Origin of the sequence: Microbacterium sp. APC 3901, from assembly GCF_030407765.1 — a bacterium.
Taxonomy (GTDB): domain Bacteria; phylum Actinomycetota; class Actinomycetes; order Actinomycetales; family Microbacteriaceae; genus Microbacterium.
This window is the reverse complement of record NZ_JASDCU010000005.1, coordinates 28,668-46,315: the sequence shown is the minus strand read 5'-3', so window position 1 is coordinate 46,315 and position 17,648 is coordinate 28,668. Positions and strand designations below refer to the sequence as shown.

The 17,648-nt window shown below is 67.1% G+C and carries 15 protein-coding genes; 7 read left to right on the top strand and 8 right to left on the bottom strand.

The window, feature by feature from the left end:
* Together lpdA and sucB are read left to right on the top strand one after the other, a co-directional pair.
* Nucleotides 1-1,374, top strand: a complete 1,374-nt coding sequence (gene lpdA, locus QMA07_RS05930; RefSeq protein WP_290160575.1) for a dihydrolipoyl dehydrogenase — start codon at nucleotides 1-3, stop codon at nucleotides 1,372-1,374.
* A gap of 67 nt (nucleotides 1,375-1,441) precedes the next feature.
* A complete protein-coding gene (sucB, locus tag QMA07_RS05925; RefSeq protein ID WP_290160574.1) occupies nucleotides 1,442-3,214 on the top strand; it encodes a 2-oxoglutarate dehydrogenase, E2 component, dihydrolipoamide succinyltransferase in 1,773 nt (590 codons plus the stop codon).
* Nucleotides 3,215-3,222: 8 nt separating this feature from the next.
* On the opposite strand, the gene QMA07_RS05920 is transcribed toward sucB, so the two are convergent.
* The gene (locus QMA07_RS05920) at nucleotides 3,223-4,743 is read right to left on the bottom strand and encodes a hypothetical protein (protein WP_290160572.1); all 1,521 of its coding nucleotides are present in this window, start codon (nucleotides 4,741-4,743) and stop codon (nucleotides 3,223-3,225) included.
* Between the two features lie 161 nt (nucleotides 4,744-4,904).
* Between QMA07_RS05920 and QMA07_RS05915 the strand changes: the two genes are divergently transcribed.
* Nucleotides 4,905-5,615 carry a DUF4191 family protein gene (locus QMA07_RS05915; RefSeq protein WP_290160571.1) on the top strand — a complete coding sequence of 237 codons (711 nt, stop codon included), beginning with the start codon at nucleotides 4,905-4,907 and terminating at the stop codon, nucleotides 5,613-5,615.
* A gap of 65 nt (nucleotides 5,616-5,680) precedes the next feature.
* Here QMA07_RS05915 and QMA07_RS05910 read toward each other — a convergent pair whose 3' ends face one another.
* Nucleotides 5,681-6,868 carry a RimK family alpha-L-glutamate ligase gene (locus QMA07_RS05910; RefSeq protein ID WP_290160570.1) on the bottom strand — a complete coding sequence of 396 codons (1,188 nt, stop codon included), beginning with the start codon at nucleotides 6,866-6,868 and terminating at the stop codon, nucleotides 5,681-5,683.
* Between the two features lie 26 nt (nucleotides 6,869-6,894).
* Here QMA07_RS05910 and QMA07_RS05905 point away from each other — a divergent pair, with 26 nt between their 5' ends.
* Nucleotides 6,895-7,374, top strand: a complete 480-nt coding sequence (locus QMA07_RS05905; protein WP_140037207.1) for an ATP-dependent zinc protease — start codon at nucleotides 6,895-6,897, stop codon at nucleotides 7,372-7,374.
* Nucleotides 7,375-7,380: 6 nt separating this feature from the next.
* Here QMA07_RS05905 and QMA07_RS05900 read toward each other — a convergent pair whose 3' ends face one another.
* Nucleotides 7,381-7,767 (bottom strand): RDD family protein, encoded by a 387-nt coding sequence (locus QMA07_RS05900; RefSeq protein ID WP_140038711.1) that lies wholly within the window; start codon nucleotides 7,765-7,767, stop codon nucleotides 7,381-7,383.
* Nucleotides 7,768-7,927: 160 nt separating this feature from the next.
* Here QMA07_RS05900 and glnA (QMA07_RS05895) point away from each other — a divergent pair, with 160 nt between their 5' ends.
* On the top strand, nucleotides 7,928-9,352 hold the full coding sequence (glnA, locus tag QMA07_RS05895; protein ID WP_140037208.1) for a type I glutamate--ammonia ligase: 1,425 nt from the start codon (nucleotides 7,928-7,930) through the stop codon (nucleotides 9,350-9,352).
* Between the two features lie 206 nt (nucleotides 9,353-9,558).
* Here the strand turns inward: glnA (QMA07_RS05895) and QMA07_RS05890 are convergent, their stop codons facing one another.
* Nucleotides 9,559-10,059: a GNAT family N-acetyltransferase gene (locus QMA07_RS05890; RefSeq protein ID WP_290160569.1), complete on the bottom strand. Its 501-nt coding sequence runs from the start codon at nucleotides 10,057-10,059 to the stop codon at nucleotides 9,559-9,561.
* A 133-nt stretch (nucleotides 10,060-10,192) separates the two neighbouring features.
* Here QMA07_RS05890 and QMA07_RS05885 point away from each other — a divergent pair, with 133 nt between their 5' ends.
* On the top strand, nucleotides 10,193-11,347 hold the full coding sequence (locus QMA07_RS05885) for an AI-2E family transporter (protein ID WP_290160568.1): 1,155 nt from the start codon (nucleotides 10,193-10,195) through the stop codon (nucleotides 11,345-11,347).
* Here the strand turns inward: QMA07_RS05885 and QMA07_RS05880 are convergent.
* From QMA07_RS05880 to QMA07_RS05865, 4 genes are read right to left on the bottom strand one after another with little or no spacing between them, the layout of a single operon-like run.
* The gene (locus QMA07_RS05880) at nucleotides 11,334-12,263 is read right to left on the bottom strand and encodes a diacylglycerol kinase family protein (protein WP_290160567.1); all 930 of its coding nucleotides are present in this window, start codon (nucleotides 12,261-12,263) and stop codon (nucleotides 11,334-11,336) included. The genes QMA07_RS05885 and QMA07_RS05880 overlap by 14 nt on opposite strands.
* 9 nt (nucleotides 12,264-12,272) lie before the next feature.
* Nucleotides 12,273-15,248, bottom strand: a complete 2,976-nt coding sequence (locus tag QMA07_RS05875; protein WP_290160566.1) for a bifunctional [glutamine synthetase] adenylyltransferase/[glutamine synthetase]-adenylyl-L-tyrosine phosphorylase — start codon at nucleotides 15,246-15,248, stop codon at nucleotides 12,273-12,275.
* A gap of 9 nt (nucleotides 15,249-15,257) precedes the next feature.
* Entirely contained in the window at nucleotides 15,258-16,595 is a 1,338-nt protein-coding gene (gene glnA / locus QMA07_RS05870; protein WP_042541155.1) for a type I glutamate--ammonia ligase, read from the bottom strand.
* A 2-nt stretch (nucleotides 16,596-16,597) separates the two neighbouring features.
* Nucleotides 16,598-16,813 (bottom strand): SPOR domain-containing protein, encoded by a 216-nt coding sequence (locus tag QMA07_RS05865; protein ID WP_290160565.1) that lies wholly within the window; start codon nucleotides 16,811-16,813, stop codon nucleotides 16,598-16,600.
* A gap of 70 nt (nucleotides 16,814-16,883) precedes the next feature.
* Here QMA07_RS05865 and ppgK point away from each other — a divergent pair, with 70 nt between their 5' ends.
* A complete protein-coding gene (gene ppgK, locus QMA07_RS05860) occupies nucleotides 16,884-17,630 on the top strand; it encodes a polyphosphate--glucose phosphotransferase (protein WP_290160564.1) in 747 nt (248 codons plus the stop codon).
* Nucleotides 17,631-17,648: the final 18 nt, after the last annotated feature.

Here is a 17,648-nt window from a genome sequence, read left to right as displayed (position 1 = left end):
ATGACCACGCACACCTTCGACATCGTCGTCCTGGGCGGAGGCAGCGGCGGGTATGCCGCGGCTCTGCGTGCGAGCGAGCTCGGCAAGTCCGTCGCGCTGATCGAGAAGGACAAGGTCGGCGGCACGTGCCTGCACCGCGGCTGCATCCCGACGAAAGCACTGCTGCACGCCGCAGAGGTCGCCGAGCACGTGCGGGATGCTGCACATGTCGGCATCTCAGCGACTCTGGACAGGATCGATCCGGCAGGCGTCCGCGCCTACCGGGAAGGAATCGTCGCGAAGAAGTACAAGGGTCTCGAGGGGTTGGTGAAGGCTCGAGGCATCACCACCGTCGCAGGCCTCGGTCGCCTCAATCCCGACCGCTCGGTGAGCGTGGGCGACGACGTGTACGTCGGCGCAGACGTGGTGCTGGCCACCGGCTCCTACAGCCGCACTCTCCCCGGACTCGAGATCGGCGGTCGGATCCTCACCAGCGAGCAGGCGCTGTCGCTCGATGTGATCCCTGAGCGTGTGCTCGTGCTCGGCGGTGGTGTCATCGGCGTCGAATTCGCGAGCGTGTGGCGGTCGTTCGGCACCGAGGTCACGATCATCGAGGCGCTGCCGCATCTCGTCCCGAATGAGGACATCGCGATGAGCAAGGGTCTCGAGAGGGCGTTCCGGCGTCGCGGAATCCAGTACTCCCTCGGCATCCGCTACCAGAGCGCGACTCAGGATGACAGCTCGGTCACCGTCACGCTCGAGGACGGCAAGGAGTTCACCGCGGACTACCTGCTCGTCGCCGTCGGTCGTGGACCCGTCACGGCCGATCTCGGCTTCGAAGAGGCGGGGGTGACGCTCGACCGCGGCTTCGTCACGGTCGATGACGACCTCCGGACCGGCGTCCCCGGACTGTGGGCCGTGGGCGACATCACGCCCGGTCTGCAGCTCGCGCACCGCGGATTCCAGCAGGGCATCGCCGTCGCAGAGCGCATCGCCGGGCTGTCACCGGTGAACGTCCCCGACATCCAGATCCCGAAGGTCACCTACTCGAGCCCGGAGGTCGCCTCCGTCGGTGTCACGGAAGACGCTGCCGTCGCCGAGCACGGCGCAGACTCCGTCGTGGCCTACGAGTACAACCTCGCCGGAAACGGCAAGAGCGAGATCATCGGCACCGGCGGGCTCGTGAAGGTCGTCCGGCTCAAGGACGGCCCTGTCATCGGCGTCCACCTGCTGGGCGACCGTGTGGGCGAGCTCATCACGGAGGGCCAGCTGGCCGTCGCGTGGGAAGCCCACCCCGAGGACATCGCTCCCCTGATCCACGCGCATCCCACGCAGAGCGAGGCACTCGGAGAAGCCTTCCTCGCCCTCGCGGGAAAGCCGTTGCACGCCCTCTGAACACCAACCGGTGAACAGTTCACTAAGCTAGTCACGCGTCATTTAACTTCTTGAAGGAGACTCAGTCATGAGCACATCCGTCGTCCTCCCCCCTCTCGGCGAGAGCGTCACAGAGGGTACCGTCACCCGCTGGCTCAAGCAGGTGGGAGACACTGTTCAGGCGGATGAGGGCCTGCTCGAGATCTCGACCGACAAGGTCGACACCGAGATCCCCTCGCCTGTCACCGGTGTCATCGAGGAGATCCTCGTCGCCGAGGACGAGACCATCGAGGTCGGCGCGCTGCTCGCGCGCATCGGCGACGGCAGCGCATCTGCTCCGGCAGAGGACGCTCCCGCGGCCGCCGCACCCGCTGCAGAAGAGTCCGCTGAGCCGGCCGCGCCGCAGGCAGAGGCCCCTGCAGAGCCGGAGGCCGCCGCGCCCGCAGCCGACGAGGCAGCGCCCGCCGCCGCACCCTCAGGCGACGCCACCGACATCGTCCTCCCCGAACTCGGCGAGAGCGTCACCGAAGGCACCGTGACGCGCTGGCTCAAGCAGATCGGCGACACCGTCGAGGTCGACGAGGCCCTGCTCGAGATCTCGACCGACAAGGTCGACACCGAGATCCCGTCTCCCGTCGCGGGCGTGCTGCAGGAGATCGTCGCAGGCGAAGACGAGACCGTAGAGGTGGGCGCAGTGCTCGCTCGAGTCGGTTCCGGTGCTGCTCCGACCGCCCCCGCCGCAGAGGCTCCGGCCCCCGCCGCGCAGCCGGCTGCCGCAGAAGCTCCCGAGGCGAAGGAATCCGTCTCGGAGGCCCCCGTCGACAAGCCCGCAGAGCGACCTGCCGCTGAGGCGCCCGTTGCGGCTCCCGCGCAGGCAGCTCCTGAGCAGGCCACCGGCGGCGCCGCGGCGGCTCCGGCTCAGGCCGAGCAGAAGCTGTCTCTCCCCACCGAGAGCGACAACCTGTACGTGACCCCGCTCGTGCGCCGTCTGGCTTCGCAGCAGGGCGTCGACCTCGCGAGCGTCACCGGCACCGGTGTCGGAGGACGCATCCGCAAGGAAGACGTGCTGAAGGCCGCCGAGAGCGCGTCGTCCGCGCCGGCTGCGGCCGCGGCTCCTGCTGCCCCCGCTCCGCTCGAGGTCTCGCCCCTGCGCGGCACCACTCAGCCGATGTCGCGCCTGCGCAAGGTTCTCGCCAAGCGCGCCGTCGAGTCGATGCAGCAGACGGCTCAGCTCACGACGGTCGTCGAGGTCGATGTGACCGCTCTTGCGGAGTACCGCGACAGCGTCAAGGGCTCGTTCCTCGAGAAGACCGGCGACAAGCTGTCCTTCCTGCCGTTCTTCGCTCTGGCTGCCGCGGAGGCCCTGCGCGCGTTCCCGATCGTGAACGCCACGGTCGACGGTGAGAACATCGTCTACCCGGAGTCCGAGAACGTGTCGATCGCGGTCGACACCGAGCGTGGCCTGCTCACGCCGGTGCTGCGCGACGCGGCGTCCAAGAACATCGCCGAGATCGCGCACGAGATCGCTGATCTCGCAGCACGCACGCGCGACAACAAGCTGAAGCCCGACGAGCTCGCCGGTGGCACGTTCACGCTGACCAACACGGGTTCGCGTGGCGCGCTGTTCGACACGCCGGTCGTGTTCCTTCCGCAGTCGGCCATCCTCGGCACCGGAACGGTCGTCAAGCGCCCCGGTCTGGTCAAGGTCGGCGGCGCGGATGCGATCGCCGTCCGCTCGTACGTGTACCTCGCGCTCTCGTACGACCACCGCATCATCGACGGAGCTGACGCCGCCCGCTTCCTCGGCGCAGTGAAGGCCCGCCTCGAGTCGGCGCAGTTCGCCGCTCAGCTCGGAGCCTGACCGCAGCATCATCCTGGCTGGTCCGCGACGTCGTACACGTCGCGGACCAGCCATTTCTCTGCCACGCGGACGAGCACGACCATTCGCTCCCCGTCATCGGCCACCGCTCCGTCGACTCTGCCGTGGGGCGGAGACGCTCGGATCACAGCGACGTCTCCGTACTCATCCACCGGTTCGAGCTGCAGCGCTTCACCTCGGCCCCCGCCCAGCGCATCCACGACTGCGGTGGACCCCTGAGCCACTGCACCGTCGCAGACCTTGTCGTCGTTCTCCGCGCAGATGCTGATCGCGCCGATGAGCGCCTGCGCCGCCTCGACGGGATCCGCGGATTCAGATCCGTCGCGCGGCGATCCCTCCCCCCGTGTCACCGCATCCGGCACCTGATCCGGCTCCGGTGAAGACGGCGACGACGTCGTCGACGGATCGGCGGTGAGGCGGTCGACGTCCGACGCACGGGGAGTGCTCTCCGGGACGGCGGTCGGACCTCTCCCGTCGGGCTCACCCGTCGCTCCACCTGGCCAGAGAAGGCCGCCTGCGAGCACAACGGCGGCGGCCGCCGCGGCGACGATCGTTCGCCGACCGCGTCTCACGGGGTCGCGGCCGTCCGGGGCGGCGGCGTTCACGTCGGCAGCCTTCTCTCGACGGATGGGCACCCCGACACCGCTGCGCCGGGTTCGGCGCTCGATCCGGCGGACGAGCGCGGCTCGCCAGTCGCCGAGGCGATGCACGAGCCTTGCATCGAAGCGCGTCGACAGCGCGACGACTCCGCCGGCCCCCCGTGGAAGCGACCCGCGGCTTCGCAACCGACTCCGCGCGTCGGGCCGCACGACGACCGCGCGGCCCGCCGCATCAACATCCCTCGCCAGCTCGGGCGCATGCACATCCCGTCTCAGCGGTTTCGGAGCGGCCGTGTCACACAGCTCCGCCTCCCACTTCTCGAGCTGTCGCGCCGGCATCCCCGGTCTCGCGGTGTCCGCTCTCAGTCCCTCCTCGACCACGATGAGCAGGCGAGTGAGTGCGCGATCCGCACTGTCCCTCCGGAGCCGAGCCACGAGACCCGCAGTCGCCGCTCGCGCAGTCTCGCCCGCGCCGATCACGAATATCGGTCGTCCGTCGTCCGTGAGCCACCACTCGCCTGTCTCCTCCTGCCCCTCGGCTCTCGTGAGTTCACCCAGCCCGCGCAGAATGCTGGCCACCAGAGTCGTCGTCTCTCCGGCAGCGAGCACGGCGCCGGCTGCGGCCCGGCGGCCAAAGAACGCGGAGACGCGCTCGGTGCACCACGGCAGAAGCACATCATGCCCGTCGGATCGCCGCACGATGTCGAGCGGTGCGGCGACGTGATCGTCGCCCGCGTGCTCCCACCCTGCCCAGCCGCTGATCGCCTCAGCGTCGACCTGCACCGCCACTGACCCGTCTCGGGTGACCAGCGTGCCCGCATAGGGCCCTTCACCCGCGTCGATCTTCCTGATCGCACGATGAGCCCCGGGCACGAGCACCGGCCCTCGCGGTCGCGCTTCCGTGTGTCCCATCGTCCCATGTCAGCGCATCGCGCGAATCGGGTGTGCTCGGGAGGAGCGATGTGGACGCATCCGCGGGGATCGGCGACCTGTGCAGAGAAGGACGACACCTGGAATCCGCCTGACGCGAACGGACGCCATGCGCGCCTCCCGGAGTCGGTATTCTTATGCACATGGCAAACCGCACGTCCGCGCCCGAGAAGCGTCCGGGGTTCTTCTCCCAGATCAAGTCCCTCTTCAAGTTCACGAGGGAGATCTACCCCTGGCTGCCCTGGGCTCAGATCGCGCTGCTGATCATCGGTGTGCTCGTCGGCCTCATCGTCGGCTACCTCATCCCGCCGTTCCAGGTGTGGACCCTGATCCTCTGGGGCATCTCGGGTCTGATGCTCGGTCTGCTGGGCGCGATGTTCCTGATGACGCGTCTGTCGACCTCTGCGATGTACCAGAAGATCGACGGGATGCCCGGCGCCACGGGCCACGTGCTCAGCACCAGCCTCGGCCGCAACTGGCAGGGTTCCGAGACCCCGGTGGGAATCAACCCGAAGACGCAGGACGCCGTCTATCGCACGGTCGGACGCGGCGGCGTCGTCGTCGTCGGAGAAGGCTCGCGAGGGCGCCTGACCCGCCTCGTCAACGACGAGCGCAGCAAGGCCGCACGCGTCGCGCACGGCGTGCCTGTCACCGTGCTCTACGTCGGCCACGGCGATGACGATGTCGCCATCGCCGACCTCGCCAAGACCATCAAGAAGCTTCCGAAGGTCATCGACAAGGCCACGATGGGCGCTGTCATCCGACGCATCGAGTCCGTATCGCAGTCGATCTCGTCGCTGCCGATCCCGAAGGGCATCGACCCCACCAAGGTCAGGGCACAGCGCCCGCGTTGATCTGACGCTTTCCATACGACGAAGCGCGGCCGTGCCTCTTGCGAGGGCGGCCGCGCTTCGTCGTCTCACTCCGAGAGCGGCTGACGCGGAAGGCGGCGGACCTTGGCGCGGCGCCTCCGACGCTCGGGCACCATCGATCTCATCTCGTCGAGTTTGCCGAAGCAGAAGAGCCGATCGTCGGCCTCGAGCACGACATGCTTGCGCGGGTTGGGGATGACGGAGACGCCGCGGTGCAGCGTGAGCACCGTGATGTCTCGCTCCCAGAGCCCTGCCTCGCCGAGCGTCTTGCCGACGAGGTCGACCGCGCCGTGCACCATCAGCTCGGCGACGCCATAGCCTGTCGAGACCGTCAGGCGCTGGCGCACATCGATCTCGGGGAACGCCACCTGTCCTGCGATGTAGTCGATGATCGCTCCGGCGACGTCGAGCTTGGTGGCCGTCTCGATGCCCTGCAGTCCCGGCGACGAGTTGACCTCCATGACCAGCGGGCCGTCGTCACCCTCCAGCATGTCGACGCCGGCGACCCGAAGGCCCATGATCTGCGCCGAGCGCACAGCCGCGCGTTCGTAGATGGGGTCGAGCTCGACGGCTTCGACGGAGCCGCCGCGGTGCACATTGGAGCGGAACTCGTCTCCGGCTGCCGAACGTCGCATCGCCGCCACCACGCGGTCACCCACCACGAGCGCCCGGATGTCTCGTCCGCGGCTCTCGGAGATGAACTTCTGGATGAGCACGTTCTGATTGGTCGAGTGGAGGGTCTCGATGATCGCCTCGGCCACTTTCACCTGCGGTGCGAGGATGACGCCGATCCCCTGCGTGCCCTCGAGGAGCTTGATGACGACGGGAGCACCGCCGACCCTCTCGATAGCCGGCCGCACGTCCGCGCGATTGCGCACGAAGGCCGTGGGCGGCATCGCGATGTTGTGACGGGAGAGGATCTGGTTCGCGCGGAGCTTGTCGCGCGCGCTCGAGATGCCGTTCGCCGTGTTCGGCGTGTACACGTCCATCTGCTCGAACTGGCGGACCACCGCGGTGCCGAAGTAGGTGATCGAGTTGCCGATCCGGGGCAGGATCGCGTCATAGTCGCTGAGCTGCCGACCTCGGTAATGCAGGTCCGGCTCGTCGGCCGTGAGATCGATCGCGAATCGCAGCGTGTTGAGCACCTTGACGGTATGACCTCGCTGGAGCGCGGCGGCGCGCAGCCTTTGGGTGGAGTACGCCTGCGGCGCGCGGGAGAGCACTGCGATCTTCACGGGGGTTTTCCTGCCAGGATGGTCGGGTGAGTAAGTCATCCCATTCAAACACCCTTATCGGGTGGCGAGAATGGGTGAGCCTGCCCGATCTCGGCGTGGACTGGCTCAAAGCCAAGATCGACACGGGCGCCCGGACCTCCTCGCTGCATGCATTTCAGATCCAGGAGTTCGAGCGAGACGGCGTGTCGTGGGTTCGGTTCCGGGTGAAGCCCTGGCAGGACAGCCAGGAGGACGCCGTGATCGTCGAATCCCCCGTGCACGACCGCCGCGCCGTGCGCAGCTCTTCGGGTCACGCGCAGGAGCGACTCGTCGTCGAGATGCTCATCCGTCTGCACGACCGAGAGGTGCTCGCGGAGGTGACGCTGAGCAACCGAGATGAGATGGGTTTCCGGATGCTCATCGGACGCGAGGCCCTGCGACAGGGTTATGTCGTCGACCCAGCGCGGTCATTCCTCGGAGGTCGCGCACCGCGCGAAGCGAGACGCCGCAACCGCGGCAAGGAGTGAGCCGCGTCAGGCGCGGATGAGAACGAGTCCGGTCACCTTGTCGTGGATTCCGCGCTGGTCGGCATCCCAGATGACCGCCGGGATCACGACGACGATGAGCAGTGTGCGTACGATCGGTCGCCACACACCCACCCAGCCACCGCCGAGGCGCACGACGCGCATGCCGAGGATGCGGTGCCCGGGACTGCCGCCCGCTGTCGGGATGAACAGGATCTGCAGCAGGGCGAACACGGCCATCGGGGCGAACATCGTCAGGCCCGCCTCCCCGGGCAATGCGAACTGGTCGTACCCGAGGAAGCCCGTAGCGATGATCGTCGCTGCGACGTAGTCGATGAGGAGCGCCCCGATCCGCCGCCCAGGGCGGGCGATGCTGCCCGTCCCCGTCTGCGGCATTCCGAGTCGTTCTCCGGGGTACGTGTTCACAGCATCCGTCACGTATCCAGCCTACCGGCGCGTAACATCCCGGAAACAAAGCGGATACCGTGGGGTAACGCCCCGCACGTACTGTGCACAATGGCCGTGAAGCCATCGATCCGCAATCCAGGAGTCGTACATGTTCAAAGATTCGTCCGAGGTGCTGACCTACATCAAGGAGAACGACGTCAAGTTCCTTGACATCCGATTCACTGATCTCCCTGGTGTCCAGCAGCACTTCAACATCCCGGCGTCCACTGTCGATGAGGACTTCTTCGTCAACGGCCAGCTGTTCGACGGCTCCTCGATCCGCGGTTTCGCGAGCATCCACGAGTCCGACATGCAGCTCATCCCGGACGTGACCACGGCCTACGTCGACCCCTTCCGCGAGGCGAGCACCCTGGTCATGGTGTTCGACATCTACAACCCGCGCACGGGTGAGATCTACTCGAAGGACCCGCGTCAGGTCGCCAAGAAGGCCGAGAAGTACCTCGCATCGACCGGCATCGCCGACACCGCGGTCTTCGCCCCCGAGGCAGAGTTCTACATCTTCGACGACGTGCGCTACTCGGTGACCGCCGGCGAGAGCTTCTACAAGGTCGACTCCGAAGAGGCCGCGTGGAACACCGGTCGCGAAGAAGAGGGCGGAAACCTCGCCAACAAGACCCCGTACAAGGGCGGTTACTTCCCCGTCAGCCCGGTCGACAAGACCGCTGACCTGCGCGACGACATCACCCTGAAGCTGATCGACGCCGGGTTCATCCTCGAGCGCTCGCACCACGAGGTCGGCACCGCCGGCCAGCAGGAGATCAACTACCGCTTCGACACCATGGTGCACTCGGCGGACGACATCCTGAAGTTCAAGTACATCGTCAAGAACACCGCGGAAGAGTGGGGCAAGGTCGCCACCTTCATGCCGAAGCCGCTGTACGGCGACAACGGCTCGGGAATGCACACACACCAGTCGCTGTGGAACGACGGCAAGCCGCTGTTCTACGACGAGGCCGGATACGGCCAGCTCAGCGACATCGCTCGCTGGTACATCGGCGGACTGCTCGCACATGCTCCGGCCGTGCTCGCGTTCACCAACCCGACCCTGAACAGCTACCACCGTCTGGTGAAGGGCTTCGAGGCGCCGGTCAACCTGGTGTACTCGGCCGGCAACCGCTCGGCTGCGATCCGCATCCCGATCACGGGCTCCAACCCGAAGGCCAAGCGCATCGAGTTCCGCGCGCCGGATGCATCGGGAAACCCGTACCTCGCGTTCGCGGCGCAGCTCATGGCAGGACTCGACGGCATCAAGAACCGCATCGAGCCGCACGAGCCCGTCGACAAGGACCTCTACGAGCTTCCCCCCGAGGAGGCCAAGAACATCCCGCAGGTTCCGAACTCCCTGCTGGACTCGCTCGAGGCGCTGAAGGCCGACCACCAGTTCCTCCTCGAAGGCGGCGTGTTCACCGAGGAGCTCATCGAGACCTGGATCTCGTACAAGTACGAGAACGAGATCCTGCCGATGGCTCAGCGCCCGCACCCGTTCGAGTACGAGCTGTACTTCGGCGTCTGACCCGCGGAGTCACCGAGAACGCCCCCGAGCCGCGGCTCGGGGGCGTTCTCGTCTTCCTGCGTCACCGCCTCATGCAGCGGTTCCGTCGTGAGGGGATGCGGGCAGTCGATCGCTGACATATGGTCCTGCACATGACCGAATCACACGAGAACTCCGAGGCGCCCGAGAACTCGATGAAGAAGCCCGAGTAGGGCACGTCCGCGCACTCAGCCGCTGAGGTCCAGCACCCACTCGTTCATCATCAGGGCCGCGCCACGGAAGTCGTCGGTGACGGTGCCTACCAGCTCGAATCCGGCGCGTCGACAGATTCCGTTCGAGCCCGCGTTCTCGACGGACGGGAATGCTGTCCCGAACCTCCGCCCGGCACGGTGCTGCCTCGCCTCATCGAGCATCGGTCCGAGAGCACGAGATGCCACACCTCTCCCCTGCGCCTCGGGAAGAACGAACCACCCTGTCTCGAACGCCGGCTCGCCGCGCCACTCGACGTTCCAGAAGCCGATCGAACCGAGCGAGCATCCGTGCTCGTCTGCGATGACGAACATCCTCGCCTCTCCTGCCTCCCACAGGCGCAGGTAGCGCGCGTTCCGGTCGAGCAGCTGATGCTCGCTCTCGATGCCGTTCAGATGGGCCGTCATCTCCGGCGTGTTCGCCATACGCAGCAGCTCAAGATCACCGGCAGACCAAGGTCTGAGAGTCAGCGCATCCATACGTGCACGATGCCACAGGCATCCGACATTCAACACGCCATACACCACAACGGGCATGACCGTGTCGCGCTTGCTTTCCCCTGCACCGACTGGTCAACTGAGGGGTCCGAACGAACATAAGCGAGGGGCCATCATGCGCCGCAAGAACGACAGGCTGCAGCCGAAGAAGGTCCACACGACCGAGACTCCCCCGGCTCAGCCCAAGACCGCGGCTGCAGCTATCGCCCGGATCAACCCCTTCATGTTCGGCCTCCTCGGGGCGCTCGGCGTGCTGGTCGCACTGCTGCTCGGCGGAATCGTCAATCAGCTCGCGACCGTGCTGGTCTACATCGGAGTCGCGCTCTTCCTGGCTCTCGGTCTCGACCCGATCGTGTCGTTCATCGAGCGTCGACTTCCCCGTCCGGCCGCAGTCGCGATCGTGGTCTCCATCGTGATCCTGGCCTTCGCGGGGATCATCCTCGCGATCATCCCGCTCCTCGTCGAACAGGTGACCAATCTGATCCAGGACGGCCCCCGGATGGTCGAGGACTTCATGGCCAGCGCCTGGTTCAAGGACGTGAGCGAGCAGTTCGGCTCCACGTTCGACGATGCGGCTCAGGGAGTGCTGAGCTTCGTCCAGGATCCGGGCAACATCCTGAACATCAGCGGCGGCGTCTTCGCGGTCGGTGCCGGCATCGCCGGTGGCTTCACCGGCATCACCATCGTGCTCATCCTGACCCTGTACTTCATGGCCTCGCTGCGCAGCATGAAGCGCGTCGCAGTGCGGTTCGTGCCCTCGTACCAGCGCGAGACCTTCGGAGGACTGCTCGAAGACGTCTCAGGCGCCGTCGGTCGCTACGTGATGGGACAGGCGAGCCTCGCGCTGATCAACGGCATCCTGAGCCTCATCGTGCTGAGCATCATCGGGGCCCCGGTGCCGGCGCTGCTCGCGCTGATCGCCTTCATCGGATCATTGATCCCGCTCGTCGGAACTCTGAGCGCATCGATCATCAACTCATTGATCTGCCTCATCGCGAGCCCGATCACCGCGCTCATCGCGTTCGGCTACTACCTCGTCTACATGCAGATCGAGGCCTACGTGCTCTCGCCGCGGATCATGAACAAGGCGGTTGCCGTTCCCGGTGCTCTCGTCGTGATCGCGGCCATCGCCGGCGGCGCGCTCGGCGGGATCCTCGGTGCTCTCGTCGCCATCCCGGTCGCGGCCAGCATCATCATCATCGTGCAGAAGGTGGTCTTCCCGACGCAGGACAGCAAGGTCGTCCCGCCGGGCACTCTCAGCGAACGGTGAGAGCTGCGGGCTGAACCCGCACGGTGAAGTCGGAGATCGCTCCGACCTCTTCTCCGTCGATCTCGAACGTCTGCGGCGACGCCAGCTGCACTCGCACTCGCTCAGCGGAGATGTGGGTCGTCGAGTCGGTGCTCACGGCAGTATCGACATTGCCCATCATGCGGCGGATGCCGTTCTCCCAGACGAAGGCGCGGACGGTGTCGAGCCACTGCAAGGGCCCATCGGCACTCACGAGCAGCATGTCGAGCAGCCCGTCATCGAGCACGGCGTCGGGCAGAAGACGGATGCCGCCCTGGACCATGCCGCAGTTGCCGATCAGCATCGTGTGGCCGCGAAGAGCCTGCGGTTCCTGATCGTCGAGTGTGAGCGTGATGTCGGTCATCTCCGTGCCGGCGAGGGCACGCCCCATCGCCTCCACGTATGCGATCCATCCGGCACGGTTCTTCAGATCTTCGTCGGTCTCCACCAGCATCTGCGCGTCGATGCCGAAGCCGACCATCACCACGAATGCATGCTCGGTGCCGTCGTGATCGACCCAGCCCATGTCGATCCGCTGCGGCTCGCCGTCGCGGACGCGAGCCAGCGCCGCGGGGATGTCATTCAAGGGGATCTCGAGATTGCGCGCGAGCAGGTTGCCGGTGCCCTGCGGCACGATGCCGAGCGCGGAGTCCGTGCCCGCCAACGATTCCGCGACAGCCCGGACGGTGCCGTCTCCACCGACCGCGATCACCACGTCGCAGCCTGCGTCCACGGCCTCGGCGGCCATGCCTCGACCCGGGTCCTCGATGCTGGTCTCCCACCACTCGACGGGCGTCTCGACGCCGTCCGAGACGAAGGTCGCGGCGACGGCATCGCGCAGCGAATCCCCGTCGACCTTGGACGGGTTCCAGATCACACCGAGCTTCGAGATCGTCATGAAGACAGGCTAGCCGTAGAAGAGCTGCTCGAATGCCCGGCGCGCACGCCTCGTGACTCCCAGGTAGTCGTCGTCGAGCACGCTCGCCGAGCGGTCGGGGTATCCGAGCAGTCGACCGATCGCATCGAGGTCGCGCGGATCCGTCGGCAGCACGTCGCTCGTCTTGCCCGTGTAGAGGGTGATCGCGGAGCGCAGGCGGCTCGACAGCAGCCATGCGGCGCGGAGGAGATCGGCGGCTTCGGCCGGCACGAATCCCGCGTCGACGGCTGCCCCGAGGGCCGTGAGGGTCGACGTGGTCCGCAGCTCCGGGACGTCGTGCGCGTGCTGCAATTGCAGAAGCTGCACCAGCCACTCGACATCGCTGAGCGTGCCAGGGCCGAGTTTGAGATGACGACGCGGATCCACTCCCTGCGGCAGCCGCTCGCCCTCGACCCGCGCCTTGATCCGCTTGATCTCACGGGTGCCCTGCAGATCGATCTCCGCGGGATAGCGGATGCTGTCGGCAAGAGCCGTGAACTTCGCGATGAGAGTGGTGCTCCCCGCCACTCCGCGTGCCCGCAGCAGCGCCTGCGCCTCCCACGAGAGCGACCAGCGCCGGTAGTACTCCGCATAGGCCTCGATCGACCGCACCACGGGGCCGTTGCGCCCCTCCGGTCGGAGATCGGCATCGAGATCGAGCGGCACCCGATGATCGGTCAGGTGCTCCCGGAGCCCTGCCACGATGCGCGTCGCGAGCGACTGCGCTCGCTGAGGGTCGACGCCGTTCGCGTCGTACACGTAGAGGATGTCGGCGTCCGAGCCGAATCCCAGCTCCGCTCCCCCGAACCGCCCCATGCCGATCACCGCGAAGTCGAGCGCCTCATCCTCGGCGGGGACGATCTCACGCCGAACCGCGCGCAGCGCGGCCTGGATCGTGGCGTCGGTGATCTCGGTGAGCGAGGTCGCGATCTGCTCGATCGAGAGCACGTCGAGGACTCCGCCCATCGCCGTGCGCAGGAGCTCTCGACGTCGGAGCGCTCGCACCGCCTGCAGTGCGTCACCCACGTTCTTGTGGCGTGTCTGGATCGCCCTGGCCTCCTCGTCGAGGGCGGCCCCGCTTCGCGGGCGCAGCAGCTCGCTGCTGTCGAGCCAGGCGACGGACTCCGGGATCCATTCCATGAGTTCGCCGACGTAGCGCGACGACGACAGCAGCCGTGTGAGACTCTCGGCGGCGCCAGACGAATCCCGCAGCATCCTGAGGAACCAGGGGGTGTCACCGAGGCGCTCGCTGATGCGACGGAACGCGATCAGCGCGTAGTCGGGATCACTGCCGTCGGCGAACCAGCGGACCATCACGGGCATCAGGTGCCGCTGGATGGTCGCCTTGCGACTCAACCCCGTCGTGAGCGCGCCGATGTGCCGCAGAGCACCGGCCGGGTCGCGGAAGCCGATGGCCATGAGCCGATCGTGCGCCTGCGCGGTCGACAGGGTGCGCTCCTCTTCGGGCAGTGAGGCCACGGCGCTCAGAAGAGGACGGTAGAACAGCCGGGTGTGGATGTCGCGCACCTCCCGCCGAGTGCTCTCCCATCGAGCCCAGATCGCCTCGCCGGATTCGCCGAGACCCGTGCTGCGAGCCAGCACCCGCAGGCCGGCGGGAGTGCGAGGCATCAGATGGGTGCGGCTGAGCTCCCTCAGCTGCAGTCTGTGCTCCATCAGCCGCAGCACGCAGTAGTCGTCTGCGAACGACGCTGCCTCGGCCCGACCGATGTAGCCGCCCTCGACGAGGGCATCGAGGCTCTCCAGCGTGCCGCGCGTGCGCAGGCGCGGGTCGGTGAGGCCGTGCACGAGCTGCAGGAGCTGCACGGTGAACTCGATGTCCCGCAGGCCACCGGATCCCAGCTTGAGCTGGTACGGCGCATCCTCGGGATCGATGTGCTCCATGACCCGCTCGCGCATGCGCTGCACACTGTCGACGAAGTTCTCACGCGCGGCGCTGGAGAAGACCTTGGGCTGCACCGCGGCGATGTACTCGGCGCCGAGGTCTGGATCGCCCGCGAGAGGTCGCGCCTTCAGCAGCGCCTGGAACTCCCAGCTCTTGGCCCAGCGGTCGTAGTACGCCAGATGCGAGCCGAGTGATCGCACCAGCGCGCCCTGTTTGCCCTCTGGACGGAGGGCAGCATCGACCTCCCAGAGCGGCGGTTCGACCTCGATGCCGCTCAGGCCGCGCATCGTCTCTCTGGCAAGGCGCGTCGCGATGTCGATCGCCTTCGATTCGGAGACGAGCTCTTCGTCTGCAGTTCCCCCCACGAAGATCACGTCGACGTCGCTGACGTAGTTCAGCTCGCGTGCGCCGGCCTTGCCCATACCGATGATCGCGAGCTGCGTGGCGGCGACCTGCTCGTGGCTCATCGTGTCGACGAGCCGTCGACGAGCGACCGCGAGGGCTGCCTCCAGCGCCGCGCCGGCGATGTCGGCCAGCGCTGCGGCGACGTCGCCGACGATGCGAACGGGACTGTACGACGTGAGGTCGAACGCGGCGATCGCCGCGAGGTTGCGCCGGTAGGCGACACGAAGCGTCACCACCGCCGCATCGTCTCCGGACTCTGCCAAACCGTCGCGGGCGCGAACCGCATCCAGCATCCGCTCGCGCAGTTGGTCTGCCGATGGCAACTCGTCCGTCGGCTCGCCCAGCACCGCGATCTCGCGGGGGTGTCTCAGGAAGAAGTCCGCGAAACCTTGGGATGCGCCGAACACCCGCCACACGCGCCTGCGCGACTGAGCGTCGGAGAACAGCGCCGCAAGGGGAGCCGGATCGCGCCTCGCCACGCGCAGCATCCCCTCGACCGCTGCATCGGGGTCGGCTCCGTCGGCTTCGCCGAGCAGGAGCGATCGCTCGACACCGATCAGCGTCGCGAGCTCGCTGAGGTTCGCCGCCGCCTCACTGAGCTCGGCGAACCCCAGCCTGGCCAGCGCGGAGAGAGAGACGGAATCGTCCGAACGGGCCATGGGCGACGCTCAGAGAAGCTCGAGGTTGTTCTTCAGCTCCAGCGGCGTGACCTGGCCGCGGTAGGCCTCCCACTCCTTGCGCTTGTTGAGCAGCACGTAGTTGAAGACCGACTCACCGAGGGTCTCGGCGACGAGCTCGGAGCTCTCCATGTACTCGAGCGCGTGGTCGAGGCTCGCGGGCAGCGCGGAGTAGCCCAGCGCACGGCGCTCGGCGTCGCTCAGCGACCACACGTTGTCCTCAGCCTCTGGCGGAAGCTCGTATTCCTCCTCGATGCCCTTGAGACCCGCTGCGAGCATGAGCGCGTAGGCCAGGTAGGGGTTCGCTGCAGAGTCGAGCGCACGGTATTCGACGCGCGACGATCCGCCCTTGTTGGGCTTGTACATCGGCACGCGGACGAGCGCGGACCGGTTGTTGTGGCCCCACGTGACGAAGCTCGGAGCCTCGTCGCCGCCCCAGAGGCGCTTGTACGAGTTGACGAACTGGTTGGTCACGGCCGCCATCTCGTTGGCGTGCCGCAGGAGCCCGGCGATGAAGTGGCGACCCGTCTTCGACAGCTGGTACTTCGCGCCCTCCTCATAGAACGCGTTGCGCTCACCCTCGAAGAGCGACATGTGCGTGTGCATGCCGCTGCCGGGGTGGCCGCTCAGAGGTTTCGGCATGAACGTCGCGTAGACGCCCTGCTCGATCGCGACCTCTTTGATGACCGTGCGGAACGTCATCACGTTGTCGGCCATGGTCAGCGCGTCGGCGTAGCGGAGGTCGATCTCGTTCTGCCCCGGCCCGCCCTCATGGTGGCTGAACTCGACGGAGATCCCGAGATCCTCGAGCATCCGCACCGACCGGCGGCGGAAGTCGTGGGCCGTGCCGCCGGGCACGTTGTCGAAATACCCGGCCGAGTCGACGGGGACCGGTCCCTCAGGACCGAACGACGAGGACTTGAGCAGGTAGAACTCGATCTCGGGGTGCGTGTAGAAGGTGAACCCGGCATCGGCGGCCTTGGCCAGGGTGCGCTTGAGCACGTGCCGCGGGTCGGACACGGCCGGTCGCCCGTCAGGCGTGGTGATGTCGCAGAACATGCGCGCGGTGGGGTCGATCTCACCGCGCCACGGCAGGGTCTGGAACGTGGTGGGGTCTGGTTGCGCGAGCAGGTCGGATTCGTAGCTGCGGGTCAGGCCCTCGATGGCAGAGCCGTCGAACCCGATCCCCTCGGCGAACGCGCCCTCGACCTCGGCCGGCGCGATGGCGACGGACTTGAGGGTGCCGATGACATCGGTGAACCACAGGCGCACGAACTTGACGCCGCGCTCTTCGATCGTCCGGAGGACGAAATCTCTCTGCTTGTCCACGGTCACTCAGCGCCCTTGCCGGTGCCGGCGTCCCAGCCGTTCTCGGCTGCTTCCTCCTCGGCCCAGGCGCGCGAGCGCTCCTTGAGCTTCTCGGGGGCACGAGATGCTTCGACCTCGGTGTCGAAAGGACCGACGCGGTCAGCGGATGCGGAGATCATGCCGAACTCCACCTGACCGGTCTCCAGGTTGTACCAGTACTTCTCATCGCCGTTCGACATGGCCGATCCCCTTCTTCACGTGGTGTCATCGATCCTATCGGCGCTGACGTCGGTCGCTAAGCTATCGACCATGGCAAAAGCGATCGGCGTCGACATCGGCGGCACTGGAATCAAGGCAGGTCTCGTCGACCTGGAGCACGGCACCATGGCCTCGGACAGGGTGCGCGTGCCCACTCCTGAGGGCGCATCTCCGCAGGACGTCCTGCAGGCGGTGCAGACAGTGCTGAAGACCCTCGACGTTCACGACCCGACTCTGCCGCTCGGCGTGGCGTTCCCCGCCATCGTGAAGCGCGGCAAGACCCTGTCGGCCGCCAACGTCTCGAAGGAGTGGGTGGACTTCGATGCGGAGAAGTTCTTCCGCGACGGGCTGGGACGCAACATCGTCTTCGTGAACGACGCCGACGCGGCGGGTGTCGCCGAGGCACGGCACGGTGCGGCCCGCGACGTGCGCGGCTTCACACTGCTCACGACCCTCGGCACCGGTATCGGCTCGGCCTTCCTCAACGACGGCGTGCTGCTGCCGAACACCGAGCTCGGTCACCTGAACTTCGGCGAGTACGAGTCCGTCGAGACCTACGCCGCCACGTCCGCGCGCGAGCGCGAAGGACTCAGCTGGTCGGAGTGGGCCGAACGTCTGCAGAAGTTCTACTCGCACATCGAGTTCCTCTTCAGCCCCGACCTGTTCGTGGTCGGCGGCGGCGTGTCGAAGAACGCCGGAGACTTCCTCCCGCTGCTCGACCTCAAGACTCCGATCGTCCCGGCGATCCACCGCAACAACTCGGGCATCATCGGCGCGGCGTCCCTCGCCGGCGACTGACCCCACCACCATCGACAG

Bases quoted from the DNA above. Each gene is read 5' to 3' on its own strand.
- QMA07_RS05920 (WP_290160572.1), bottom strand. From the start codon at position 4,743: ATGGGACACACGGAAGCGCGACCGCGAGGGCCGGTGCTCGTGCCCGGG.
- ppgK (WP_290160564.1), top strand. From the start codon at position 16,884: ATGGCAAAAGCGATCGGCGTCGACATCGGCGGCACTGGAATCAAGGCA.
- sucB (WP_290160574.1), top strand. From the start codon at position 1,442: ATGAGCACATCCGTCGTCCTCCCCCCTCTCGGCGAGAGCGTCACAGAG.
- QMA07_RS05875 (WP_290160566.1), bottom strand. From the start codon at position 15,248: ATGGCCCGTTCGGACGATTCCGTCTCTCTCTCCGCGCTGGCCAGGCTG.
- QMA07_RS05865 (WP_290160565.1), bottom strand. From the start codon at position 16,813: ATGTCGAACGGCGATGAGAAGTACTGGTACAACCTGGAGACCGGTCAG.
- QMA07_RS05890 (WP_290160569.1), bottom strand. From the start codon at position 10,059: ATGGATGCGCTGACTCTCAGACCTTGGTCTGCCGGTGATCTTGAGCTG.
- glnA (WP_140037208.1), top strand. From the start codon at position 7,928: ATGTTCAAAGATTCGTCCGAGGTGCTGACCTACATCAAGGAGAACGAC.
- lpdA (WP_290160575.1), top strand. From the start codon at position 1: ATGACCACGCACACCTTCGACATCGTCGTCCTGGGCGGAGGCAGCGGC.
- QMA07_RS05915 (WP_290160571.1), top strand. From the start codon at position 4,905: ATGGCAAACCGCACGTCCGCGCCCGAGAAGCGTCCGGGGTTCTTCTCC.
- QMA07_RS05900 (WP_140038711.1), bottom strand. From the start codon at position 7,767: ATGCCGCAGACGGGGACGGGCAGCATCGCCCGCCCTGGGCGGCGGATC.
- QMA07_RS05885 (WP_290160568.1), top strand. From the start codon at position 10,193: ATGCGCCGCAAGAACGACAGGCTGCAGCCGAAGAAGGTCCACACGACC.
- QMA07_RS05880 (WP_290160567.1), bottom strand. From the start codon at position 12,263: ATGACGATCTCGAAGCTCGGTGTGATCTGGAACCCGTCCAAGGTCGAC.